This is a genomic window from Micromonospora mirobrigensis (genome assembly GCF_900091555.1).
Classification (GTDB): domain Bacteria; phylum Actinomycetota; class Actinomycetes; order Mycobacteriales; family Micromonosporaceae; genus Micromonospora; species Micromonospora mirobrigensis.
In genome coordinates this window covers 82,169-93,105 of the sequence record NZ_FMCX01000006.1, presented here as the reverse complement: position 1 = coordinate 93,105, position 10,937 = coordinate 82,169, and the positions used below count along the sequence as shown (strand labels likewise).

Here is a 10,937-nt window from a genome sequence, read left to right as displayed (position 1 = left end):
CTGGAGCGCTACCTGAACATCGCCTCGTTCGGCAACGGCGCGTACGGCATCTACGCCGCCAGCCAGGTCTACTTCGGCAAGCCGCCCAGCAAGCTGAAGATCGAGGAAGCGGCGATGCTGGCCGGCATGGTCAAGGCGCCGACCACCAACGACCCGACCACGAAGGCCGGCTACCCGCTCGCCCTCGACCGGCGCAACTACGTCATCAAGAACATGGTGATCACCAAGGCGATCACCCAGGCCGAGGCGGACAAGGCCCTCGCCACCAAGATGGTGGTGAAGGACAAGCGCACCCCCAACGGCTGTGTCTCCACCAACAAGAAGGGCTGGGGCTTCTTCTGCGACTACTTCTACCGCTGGTGGATGGCGCAGGAGACCTTCGGCTCCACCACCTACGACCGGGAGCGGCGGCTCAAGAGCGGCGGCTACACCATCGTCACCACCCTCGACCCGCAGGCGCAGGACGGCGCCGACGCCGCGGTCCGGCGGAACCTGGGCGTGAACAGCAAGAAGGCCCGGATGCTCGCCGTGGTCGAGCCGGGCACCGGCCGGGTCCGGGCGCTGTCGGTGAACCGGAACTTCAAGCTCGACAACCCGGCGCGCCCGCAGAACAAGCTCTCCAGCAACCCGGCGAAGGCCAAGCTGAAGATCCGGGGCAACTACCCGAACACGGTGGTCCCGCTGCTCACCGGCGGCGGCGACATCAAGGGCTACCAGGCTGGCTCGACGTTCAAGATGTTCACCATGGTCGCCGCCCTGGAGAAGGGCGTTCCCCTCGGCCGGACCTTCAACGCCCCGGACCAGTTCCAGTCGAACTACATCATCCAGAAGGGCAGCCCGGCCGCCTGCAAGGGCACGCACTTCTACTGCCCGAAGAACTCGGTGAAGAGCATGGCCGGCGTGCAGACCATGTGGAGCGCCTTCGGCAAGTCGGTGAACACCTTCTTCGTCGCCCTGGAGCAGGAGGTCGGCGCCGAGAACGTGATCAAGGTGGCGCAGAAGCTCGGCATCACCTTCCGGGACAGCGACGACGCCCGCCGGGCCACCAAGGAGGGCGGCGCCAACCAGTGGGGCGCCTTCACCCTGGGCGTCTCCCAGACCACCCCGCTGGAGCTGGCCAACGCGTACGCCACACTCGCCGCGGACGGCAAGTACTGCAACCCGATCCCGGTGCAGGAGATCAAGGGCCCGGACGGCAAGAAGCTCGACATCGCCAACCCGAGCTGCGAGCAGCGCATCAGCACCGAGGTGGCCCGGGCCGCCATCGACGCGGCGCGCTGCCCGGTGGGCGACCACTCCTCCACCTCGAAGTGCGGCGGCAACGGCACCGCCCGCGAGACCAGGGGCATCGTCAACGCCCCGGTTGCCGGCAAGTCCGGCACCACCGACTCGGACAAGACGTCGGCCCTGGTCGCAATGACCCGGCAGTACGCGGTGGCCGGCATCATGGCCGACCCGGACTGGCCGCAGACCAACGTCAAGATGGGTCACAAGGAGCCGGACGGCATCAACCCTCCGGTCATGGAGACCCTGCGGGACGCCATGAAGGGCAAGCCTCGTCTGGACTGGACACCGCCGAGCGGCAAGGTCGTGGTCGGTGACCTGAAGTCCGTTCCCGGGGTGACCTGCCTGCCGATCGACGTCGCCAAGTCCAAGCTCCGCGACGCCGGCTTCCAGCCGGTGGTCGCCGGGGTCCCGGTGCCCTCCAGCTGCGGCAAGAACACCGCCGCCGGCACCAGTCCGGACGGCAAGTCCACCAAGGGCGGGGTGATCACCATCCTGGTCAGCGCCGGCACGCCGACGCCCACGCCGCCGCTGCCGGGCACCACGGTGATCCCGCCGCCACCGGGGCCGCCCACCAAGCCGGGCAAGCCACGCGGCTGACCGGTCCACCGCCGACGGACGGGCGGGCACCCCGCGAGGGGGCCCGCCCGTTTCGCGTACGCGGGAAGTTACAGGCCGAGCTGCCGGCGTACCTCGGCGGCGACCCGACCACCCTCGGCCCGGCCGGCCACCGCGGCCTGGGCCGCCTTCATAGCCGGGCCCATCTGCGCCTTGCCGGTGAAGCCGCCCGCGGCGAGCGCTCCCGCGACCAGCTCGGCCAGCTCGTCCTCGGCGAGCTGCCTGGGCAGGTAGCGCTCCAGCACCTCACCCTCGGCGGTCTCCTTGCTCGCCTGCTCGCTCCGGCCGGCGTCGGCGAAGGCGGTGGCGGCCTCCCGCCGCTTCTTCGCCTCCTTGGTCAGCACCGCGAGCACCTCGTCGTCGGTGAGCTCGCGCTTGGCCTTGCCGGCGACCTCGGCGGTGCCCACGGCGGCCAGGGCCATCCGCAGGGTGGAGGTGGTCAGCTCGTCGCGCGCCTTGAGGGCTGCGCGCAGGTCGGTGGTGAGACGGTCCTTCAGCGTGCTCATGGTCGGTCAAACTACCCTGAACGCCATGCGAAAGCGCACACTATTCCGGCTCGCGACCGCCACCGCCGTCACCGGTGCGGCCACCCTCGCCTACGCCTCGCTCGTGGAACGCAACAGGTTCACCCTGCGCCGGTACGACGTGCCGGTGCTCACGGCGGACGCGGAACCGCTGCGCATCCTGCACCTGTCCGACCTGCACATGATGCCCGACCAGCGGCGCAAGCAGGACTGGGTGGCCTCGCTCGCCGCCCTCGACCCGGACCTGGTGGTGGTCACCGGGGACAACATGGCGCACCCCGCCGCGGTGCCCGGCGTGTTGCGCGCCCTCCAGCCGCTGCTCGACTTCCCTGGCGCCTTCGTCTTCGGCTCCAACGACTACACCGGGCCGGTCTGGAAGAACCCGTTCACCTACTTCCTGCCGGACCGGGAGTACACCGAGGGCGTCGAGCTGCCCCACGAGGAGCTGCGGGGGATCTTCACCGGCGCCGGCTGGATCGACCTGAACAACGCCCGCACCACCGTCAAGGCCGGCGGCCGGGCGGTCGAGCTGCTCGGCGTCGACGACCCGCACATCGAACGGGACGACTACGCCGCAGTGGCCGGCCCGGCCTCCCCCGCCGCCGACGTCACCATCGCGCTGACCCACTCCCCCGAGCCGGCCGTGCTCGACCGGATGGCCGGCGACGGCTTCGGCCTGCTCCTGGCCGGGCACACCCACGGCGGCCAGGTCTGCGTGCCCGGGTACGGCGCCCTGGTCACCAACTGCGGCCTGCCCCGGTCGATGGCCCGCGGGCTGCACCGCTGGCCCGGCTCCGACTCCTGGCTGCACGTCTCCGCCGGCCTCGGCACCCACCCGACCGCGCCGATCCGGTTCGCCTGCCCGCCGGAGGCGAGCGTGCTCACGCTGATCCCCCGCTGAGGCGCACCGGCACCGGGGGGTACCGAGTTTGACCTTCGGAGCGGGTGGGCTACTATTTGTCGGCACGCCTCGGGGTGTGGCGCAGCTTGGTAGCGCGCTTCGTTCGGGACGAAGAGGTCGTCGGTTCGAATCCGGCCACCCCGACCAGAGGTAAGTGAAGGTCAAGGCCCCTCCACGGAGGGGCCTTGATTCGTTTCCGGGGATGGCCGCTCCCGGTCACGCCGACCAGCTGGTCCGAGTCCGAGGTGTCCGGCGCGACGTCTCACTCCCGGTTCGTGGCCGACATGCCAGGTTCATTCAGCTCGCCGGTGGCGCTCCCAGTCGCTGCAACGGCACGGGCTCAGAGAAGCCTCGACCTGCCCCGGCCGAACTTCATGAGCTTGTCGAGCACCTTCGCGGCGTCATGGCGGCGCTTTTCGTCCGGATGAGCGGCCGCGACGAGGGCCACGATCGAGATCAGGAGCAGATAGCCGCCGGCGGCCACGGTACCGCCGACGAGGAGTTCACTAGTCAATTTGGGAGTGCCCTTTGATCAGAGGCTCGCGCCACTGGCGGATCATGCACTCCAAACAATCCCAAAATAAGGACCACGGGAGCAATCGTCAAGAACCCACCTAAAGCTTCGAACTCTTTGCGGGAACCTTACAAACGTCTGGCTCGTCGCTCCCGGGAGCAGGGCGGACCAAACCGGCCCTCGACTCGGCGGACGCGTCCATCCGGTCACTCCAAATGCAGGCCCGAGAACAACGGGTCCAGCCGCTCAGCGCAGCGGCACCGGCCGGGCGTCGGGCGTCCGGGCCAGCAGCAACGCCGACAGCGCCGCGCACCCCGCCGCCGCCACGAAGATCAGCCCCGGTGGCGCGTACGCCAGCAACCACCCGAACGCCGCGCCCGCCGTGACCGGCACCACGGTCTCCGCCAGCGCGCCGATCCCGGTCAGCGCTCCCTGCACGGCGCCCTGCTCGTCGGGTCGGACGCTGCGTGAGACCCACGACTGCGCTGCCGCCCCGGCGACCGAGCCGAGCACGCCGACCGCCACCAGGACGTAGAGCAGCCACGGCTCGGTGACGAAGGCCGTACCCAGCAGCGACGCCGCGCCGACCAGACTCCCCGTCACGGCGGTCCGCTTCTCGCCGAGCAGCCGCACGACCGGCCCGACCGCCCGGGCCTGGAAGACCACGCCGGCGAGCGCGCCGGCCGCCAGCACCAGGCCGACCCGGGTGGTGTCCCAGGCGAACCGGTACGTGAGGAAGAACGCCCATGTCGACTGGTGGATCATCCGGGCCACGTCGGCGCAGAGGTGGGCGTACGCGAGCCGCCCGAGCACCGGCCGGCGCAGGACGGCAGCGATGGCGCCGATCGGGTTCGCCGTCCGCAGGGTCAGCCGGGTGGTCCGGTCGCCGGGGCGGGACTCGGGCAGCACGAACCAGCCGTAGGCGACGTTGGCGAGGGAGAGCGTCGCCGCGGCGAAGAACGGCAGGCGTACGTCGACCGCGCCGAGCAGCCCGCCGATGGTGGGTCCGGCGACGAAGCCCAGCCCGAAGGCGGCCCCGATCGACCCGTACGCGCCGGCCCGCCGGTCGGGCTCCGCGATGTCCGCGATGTAGGCGTTGACCACCGTGTACGTCCCCGCGCACGCCCCCGCGAGGGCGTGGAACGCCAGCAGCGGCCAGGGTCCGGGGGCCGTGGCGTGGGCCAGCCAGTCGACACCCAGGCAGGTCAGCGAGGCGAGCAGGACGGGCCGCCGGCCGTACCGGTCGGAGAGCCGGCCGAGCAGCGGTGAGACGACGAACTGGAGCAGGCCGAAGGTCGAGCCCATCAGGCCGGACCAGAGGACGGCGGAGCTGGCGTCCGCGGTGACGGCCGTCAGCAGGGCCGGCAGGATCGGCACGATCAGGCCGAGCCCGAGCATGTCCAGGAAGACGGTGACGAGGAGGAAGGAGAGGGCGGGTGCCCGGCGCATTGCGGCTCCTGGGTCGGGAGAAGGGCAGGGCCCCTCCCGACTCACGGCATGCCGAAAGTACGGAGGATCAGAATATCGACGCCGTCAACTGATTTTTGGAGTCGCTGTGCGAAACCCGGACACGAGTACGGCCGCCGCGTCGCGGGTCTACGTCGACATGGGGGGCGACCTGTTCCACGCGGGTCACGTCTCGCTCCTGCGGGAGGCCCGCCGCCACGGTGACTGGCTGGTCGTCGGCGTGCTGTCCGACGACACCGCCGCCTCGTACAAGCGTCGTCCCATCATGACCCTCGCCGAGCGGGTCGCCGTGATCGAGTCGTGCCGGTACGTCGACGAGGTGATCGCGGACGCCCCGTTCCGGGTAATCGAGGATTTTCTCGCCGCGCACGGGATCAGCACGGTGGTGCACGGCGACGACCTGTCGCCCGAGGGGGCCGAGTTCGTGTACGGGCCCGCGGCGGCGTCCGGAAGGCTCGCCTACGTCCGACGGACGGGAAAGATCTCCACCACCCAGCTGATCCAGCGGGTGCTCGACGCGGCGGCCTCCCGGGAGCAATGACCGCCTCCGTCCCACCCGCTGGTCGGAGCGTCCCGTAACGGACGGAACGACGAACGTCACGGGCGGTTGGCGGATCTTTCTGGCAGTGTTGTGCGATGAGCGCGCTGACCCGATCCCGCCTGACCGACTGGACCGTCGTCGTACCCGTGCTCGCGGTCCTCGTCCTGGCCGTCACCTGGAACCGTGACCTCCCCGGCTACGTGATCGCCGTGGTGGCCGCCCTGCTGGCCGGCGCGGTGCTCGCGGCCGTGCACCACGCGGAGGTGGTGGCGCACAAGGTGGGTGAGCCGTACGGCTCCCTGGTGCTCGCGGTCGCCGTGACGGTCATCGAGGTCGCCCTGATCGTGACGTTGATGGTCAGCGGCGGGGACAAGGCCCAGGCGCTGGCCCGGGACACCGTCTTCGCCGCCGTGATGATCACCTGTAACGGCATCCTCGGCCTGTCCCTGCTGCTCGGGGCGCTCCGCCGCGGGGTGGCCGTGTTCAACCCGGAGGGGACCGGCGGCGCGCTCGCCACCGTGGCCACCCTCGCCACGCTGAGCCTGGTGGTGCCGAGCTTCACCACCAGCCGGCCCGGGCCGGAGTTCTCCCCGGACCAGCTGGCCTTCGCCGCGGTGGCGTCGCTAGCCCTCTACGGGCTCTTCGTGATGGTGCAGACCGGCCGGCACCGCGACTACTTCCTGCCGGTCGAGGCGGTTGGGCGGCCCGCCGGCGCCACCAGCCGGGCCGTCGCCCCCGCCAGGCCCGCCGCCGGCACCGCCGGGCGGTCGGTCGACGCGACCAGCCGGCCTGCCGGCGACCCCGACGGGCCGGTCGACGCCGACGGTGACGGGCACGCCGACCCGCCGAGCACGAAGGCCGCCCTGCTCAGCCTCGGGCTGCTGCTGGTCGCCCTGGTGGCCGTGGTCGGTGACGCCAAGACGGTGTCGCCGACGATCGAGGCGGGGGTCTCGGCGGCGAACCTGCCGCAGTCCTTCGTCGGTGTCATCATCGCCCTGCTGGTGCTGCTGCCGGAGACGCTGGCCGCCGCCCGCGCCGCCCGCCGGGGTCGGGTGCAGATCAGTCTCAACCTGGCGTTGGGTTCGGCCATGGCCAGCATCGGCCTCACCATCCCGGCGATCGCGATCGCCTCGATCTGGCTGGACGGTCCGCTGCTGCTCGGCCTCGGCGGCACCCAGCTGACGCTGCTGGCGTTGACGGTGGTGGCCGGTGTGCTGACCGTGGTGCCGGGTAGGGCGACGCTGCTCCAGGGCGGGGTGCACCTGGTGCTGATGGCCGCGTTCGTCTTCCTCGCCGCCAGCCCGTGACCGGTCGCCGGCCGGTGACCGGCCGCGCTCAGTCGTGCAGCTCGGTGCGGGCCACCTCGGCGAAGGCCGCCTCCAGATAGCCGGCGAGCGGACGGCCGGTGACCGCGAGCAGGTCGGCCACGAGCAGCGGCCCGTGCCCGGCGACGGCGACCGGCCCCGGCGGATTCTCGTCGTCGGCCGGCTCGTAGACACCCAGGGCGGAGGCGAGCAGCACCAGCAGCACGTGCGGGTCGACGTCGGGCCACCACTGCGCGGCGGAGCGGACGCAGCCTTCCAGCACCCGCCGGACGTCGTCGCCGTCCAGGCCGTCCGGGTTGGTCTGCTCCAGCAGCAGCCGCACCACCGCGCCGAGGACCAGCCCGGACCGGTCGGCCGCGGCCAGCCGGGCCACCGCCGGCTCGTACGCCCCGGCGTCACGGGCCTGCGCAGCGGCCACCGCGTCCTGCGCCGCGGACGCGATCTCGCGGGCCGGTGCGGGCAGGTGTCGCCAGGTCACGCTCACCGGTCGAGCATTACAGACCCCACCGACAGCTTCGCGGCCACCCGGCCCGGCGGTAATCGGGTCGCGGGTTGTCACACCTTACGAAGAGAATCCAGAAATGCTGCGCCGCTCCCTCCCCCGCCGCCCGGAAGCCCGCCGGATGCTGGTGGGCACCCTCCTGTCGGCGATCGGTCGGGGGCTGACCCTGCCGTTCCTGTTCATCTACCTGACCGACGTGCGCGGGCTCTCCGACCCGCGCGCCGGCCTGGTGATCGGCTGGTACGGAGCGGTGACCCTGCTGCTCTCCCCGCTGGGCGGCACGCTGATCGACCGGTTCGGTGCCCGCCGGGTGGTGCTGCCCTGCCTGCTGATCGAGGCGGCGGGCACCGGCGGGCTGGCGTTGGTCGACTCGACGGCCTCGGCGTTCGCGGTGGCCACGGTGATCGCCGTGGGCAGCTCGGCGATCTGGTCGGGCCAGAACACCATCCTGGCGTCGCTCACCGACGCCGATGAGCGGCAACGGGTGTACGGCCTGAACTTCGCCCTGCTCAACCTCGGCATCGGCCTGGGCGGGTTGACCTCCGGGGCGATCGTGGACATCGCCCGGCCGGCCACCTTCCAGCTGATCTACCTGCTCGACGCGACGAGCTACCTGGTGCCGGCGCTGATCCTGCTCAGCCTGCCCGCGGTGGGGCACCGGCCGGCCGCCGCCGCCCCCGCCGACCCGACCGGGCCGCGGGGCGGCTATCTCACCGTGCTGCGGGACCGACCGTTCCGCCGGCTGGTCGTCTTCGGTCTGGTCCTCACCACCTGCGGGTACGCGCAGGTCGAGGTGGGCTTCACCGCGTACGCCGTCCGGGTGGCCGAGGTGAGCCCGCGGGTGGTGGCCTGGGCGCTGGCCGGCAACACGGTGGTCATCGTGCTGGCCCAGCTGCTGGTCCTCCGGCACATCGAGGGGCGCAGCCGGACCCGGGCGCTGGCCGCGGTGGGGGCGTTCTTCGCCCTCGCCTGGTTGACCCTCGGCGCCGCCGGCCTGGTCGGTACGGAGAAGGCGCTGCTGGCGGCGGGTGGGGTGGTGGCCTGCGCGGCGATCTTCGGCTTCGGCGAGACCCTGCTGTCACCGGTGATGCCGGCGCTGACCAACGCGCTCGCCACCGACGAGCTGCGCGGGCGGTACAACGCGATGAGCTCGATGATCTTCGGGGTGAGCGGGGTGATCGGCCCGGTGACCGCCGGGCCGCTGATCGGCGCGGCCGACGGGCGGATCTGGGTGGCCGTGGTGGTGGCCGGTTGCCTGCTCGCCTCGCTGCTGGCGCTCTCGCTGCGGTCGATGCTCTCCCCGGCCCAGGACGGTCGACCCGTGGCCCGCGCCGAGGAGCCGGTCCCCGCCTGAGACCGGCCCGCTCAGGCCCGCCTGCCGCCTCGCGCGCCCTCCGGCGGCCGAGGAAGGCCTGACCTGCCACACCCCGCGCCCTCGGGGAGAACGGGGACGGGCCCCGGAGCGGCTGCTCCGGGGCCCGTACGCGTGCTGCGGTGGATCAGGCGGCCGGGACCTCGGCCGTGGTCCGGATCCGGTTGTCGGTCGGCGCGGAGACCGGCGACTTCTCACCCAGGTAGGCGATGAAGGCGTCCAGGTCGACGGCGCCGGTGACCAGGTTCGTCCCGCCCTTGAGGACGCTGAACCCGTCGCCGCCGCCGGCCAGGAAGTTGTTCACCGTCACCCGGTAGGTGGCGGCGGTGTCGACCGGGGTGCCACCGATGGTCAGGCTGCCCCGGACCACGCGGGTGCCGGCGCAGGGGTTGTCGGTCGGCGCGCTGGTGCCGGCCGGGTCGAAGACGTAGCTGACCGTCGAGGACGGCTGGAGCGTCTTGCCCTTGGTGCCGAACTGCTGCTCCAGCATGCAGTAGAGCTGCGCGCCGGTCAGGTCGAGCGTCACCAGGTTGTTGGTGAACGGCTGGACAGTGAACGCCTCCTCGTAGGTGACCGGGCCGGCGTCGAGGTCGGCGCGGACACCACCGGGGTTCATGAACGCGGCGACCGCGCCCTGCTCGTTGTCGGTGGCGGCGAGCTGCGCGTCGGCGATCAGGTTGCCCAGCGGGGACTCACCGAGGATGCAGCCGGGCGCGTCGGCCGGGCAGGTGCCGGTGAGCACCTCCTGGGCCCGCGGGATGGCGGTGCTGGTCGAGCCGACCACCTTGGTGGCGACCGGGCCGAGCGCCGTCTTGTAGCGGCTGATCAGGTCGGTCTGCGCGGGGTCCTTGGCGACGTCCCGGGTGACCACGACGTTGTTCGCCGTGGCGGTGAGCACGTCGCCGGTCTTCCGGTCGATCTTCAGGTCGATGTCGGTGACCAGGCGACCGAAGGAGCTGGCGCTGGTGACCAGCTTGCCGTTGATCTCGCAGTTGTACGCCTGGTGGGTGTGCCCGCTGACCACCGCGTCGATCGACGGGTCCATCCGGTTGACGATGTCGACGATCGGGCCGGAGAAGCCGTTGCAGCCGTTGATGTCGGTGCCGACGCTCTGCTGGCCGCCCTCGTGCAGCAGCACGACGATGCTCTGCACGCCCTTGGCGCGCAGGATGCGGGCGTACCTGTTGGCGGTCTCGGCCTCGTCGGCGAAGCTCAGGCCGGCGGTGCCCGCCTGGCTGACGATGTCCGGGGTGCCCTCCAGCGTCATGCCGATGAAGCCGACCTTGACCCCGTCGACCTTCTTGACCGCGTACGGCGGCAGCAGCGGCTGGCCGGTCGCGGTCTTGAACGCGTTCGCGGAGAGGTACTGGAAGTTCGCGCCCAGGTAGGGGGTGCCGTCGGCGCAGCCGTCGACCGGGTGGCAGCCGCCGTTCTGGATGCGCAGCAGCTCGCCCGCGCCCTCGTCGAACTCGTGGTTGCCGACGCTGGCGAAGTCGAGGCCGGCCAGGTTGAGCGCCTCGATGGTGGGCTCGTCGTGGAAGGCGGCGGAGAGCAGCGGGGAGGCGCCGATCAGGTCACCGGCGGCGACCGTGATGGTGTGCCTCTGCTCCTTCTTGGACTCGCCGCGCAGCTTGGCCAGCTCGGTGGCCAGGTATTCGACGCCACCGGCGGGGACGCCGTTGATGCTTCCACTGCTGCCCGACGGGGGCTCGAGGTTGCCGTGGAAGTCGTTGATGGCGAGCAGCTTGACGTCGACCGGCTTGGGCCGGGCGTCCGCCTGGTCGGGGGCGACGGCGACCGAGCCGAGCGCGGTCACGGCGAGCGCGGTCAGGCCGTACGCGGCCCGACGCATCCCGGGGATGGACATGGAACTCCTCGTGAGGTTCGGC

At 71.7% G+C, this 10,937-nt stretch carries 10 protein-coding genes and 1 tRNA gene; 6 read left to right on the top strand and 5 right to left on the bottom strand.

The features are described from left to right. A partial coding sequence (locus GA0070564_RS20150; protein WP_141714830.1) for a penicillin-binding protein occupies positions 1 to 1,884 on the top strand: 1,884 nt, incomplete at its 5' end. 68 nt (positions 1,885 to 1,952) lie between these two features. Here GA0070564_RS20150 and GA0070564_RS20145 read toward each other — a convergent pair. After that, on the bottom strand, positions 1,953 to 2,408 hold the full coding sequence (locus GA0070564_RS20145; RefSeq protein ID WP_091610587.1) for a GatB/YqeY domain-containing protein: 456 nt from the start codon (positions 2,406 to 2,408) through the stop codon (positions 1,953 to 1,955). Positions 2,409 to 2,433: 25 nt separating this feature from the next. On the opposite strand from GA0070564_RS20145, the gene GA0070564_RS20140 reads away from it, so the two are divergent. Together GA0070564_RS20140 and GA0070564_RS20135 are read left to right on the top strand one after the other, a co-directional pair. Further along, positions 2,434 to 3,327: a metallophosphoesterase gene (locus GA0070564_RS20140; protein WP_091610584.1), complete on the top strand. Its 894-nt coding sequence runs from the start codon at positions 2,434 to 2,436 to the stop codon at positions 3,325 to 3,327. A gap of 70 nt (positions 3,328 to 3,397) precedes the next feature. After that, positions 3,398 to 3,474, top strand: a tRNA-Pro gene (locus GA0070564_RS20135). A 193-nt stretch (positions 3,475 to 3,667) separates the two neighbouring features. Here the strand turns inward: GA0070564_RS20135 and GA0070564_RS29430 are convergent. Next, complete coding sequence (locus GA0070564_RS29430) at positions 3,668 to 3,841, bottom strand: hypothetical protein (RefSeq protein ID WP_176730760.1); 174 nt, start codon at positions 3,839 to 3,841, stop codon at positions 3,668 to 3,670. Between the two features lie 246 nt (positions 3,842 to 4,087). Then, the gene (locus GA0070564_RS20130; protein WP_091610581.1) at positions 4,088 to 5,290 is read right to left on the bottom strand and encodes an MFS transporter; all 1,203 of its coding nucleotides are present in this window, start codon (positions 5,288 to 5,290) and stop codon (positions 4,088 to 4,090) included. 106 nt (positions 5,291 to 5,396) lie between these two features. Here GA0070564_RS20130 and GA0070564_RS20125 point away from each other — a divergent pair, with 106 nt between their 5' ends. Together GA0070564_RS20125 and GA0070564_RS20120 are read left to right on the top strand one after the other, a co-directional pair. After that, the gene (locus tag GA0070564_RS20125) at positions 5,397 to 5,849 is read left to right on the top strand and encodes an adenylyltransferase/cytidyltransferase family protein (protein WP_176730759.1); all 453 of its coding nucleotides are present in this window, start codon (positions 5,397 to 5,399) and stop codon (positions 5,847 to 5,849) included. A gap of 95 nt (positions 5,850 to 5,944) precedes the next feature. Then, positions 5,945 to 7,156: a calcium:cation antiporter gene (locus GA0070564_RS20120; protein ID WP_176730758.1), complete on the top strand. Its 1,212-nt coding sequence runs from the start codon at positions 5,945 to 5,947 to the stop codon at positions 7,154 to 7,156. A 28-nt stretch (positions 7,157 to 7,184) separates the two neighbouring features. Here GA0070564_RS20120 and GA0070564_RS20115 read toward each other — a convergent pair whose 3' ends face one another. After that, positions 7,185 to 7,658, bottom strand: coding sequence for a hypothetical protein (locus GA0070564_RS20115; RefSeq protein WP_176730757.1), 474 nt, complete (start codon positions 7,656 to 7,658; stop codon positions 7,185 to 7,187). A gap of 97 nt (positions 7,659 to 7,755) precedes the next feature. On the opposite strand from GA0070564_RS20115, the gene GA0070564_RS20110 reads away from it, so the two are divergent. After that, positions 7,756 to 9,030: an MFS transporter gene (locus tag GA0070564_RS20110; RefSeq protein ID WP_091610578.1), complete on the top strand. Its 1,275-nt coding sequence runs from the start codon at positions 7,756 to 7,758 to the stop codon at positions 9,028 to 9,030. 145 nt (positions 9,031 to 9,175) lie between these two features. Here GA0070564_RS20110 and GA0070564_RS20105 read toward each other — a convergent pair whose 3' ends face one another. Then, positions 9,176 to 10,915 (bottom strand): bifunctional metallophosphatase/5'-nucleotidase, encoded by a 1,740-nt coding sequence (locus GA0070564_RS20105; protein WP_091610575.1) that lies wholly within the window; start codon positions 10,913 to 10,915, stop codon positions 9,176 to 9,178. Positions 10,916 to 10,937 lie beyond the last annotated feature (22 nt).

Excerpts from the sequence above, each read along its gene's own strand:
- GA0070564_RS20145 (WP_091610587.1), bottom strand. The coding sequence starts at position 2,408 with ATGAGCACGCTGAAGGACCGTCTCACCACCGACCTGCGCGCAGCCCTC.
- GA0070564_RS20140 (WP_091610584.1), top strand. The coding sequence starts at position 2,434 with ATGCGAAAGCGCACACTATTCCGGCTCGCGACCGCCACCGCCGTCACC.
- GA0070564_RS20130 (WP_091610581.1), bottom strand. The coding sequence starts at position 5,290 with ATGCGCCGGGCACCCGCCCTCTCCTTCCTCCTCGTCACCGTCTTCCTG.
- GA0070564_RS20120 (WP_176730758.1), top strand. The coding sequence starts at position 5,945 with ATGAGCGCGCTGACCCGATCCCGCCTGACCGACTGGACCGTCGTCGTA.
- GA0070564_RS20110 (WP_091610578.1), top strand. The coding sequence starts at position 7,756 with ATGCTGCGCCGCTCCCTCCCCCGCCGCCCGGAAGCCCGCCGGATGCTG.
- GA0070564_RS20105 (WP_091610575.1), bottom strand. The coding sequence starts at position 10,915 with ATGTCCATCCCCGGGATGCGTCGGGCCGCGTACGGCCTGACCGCGCTC.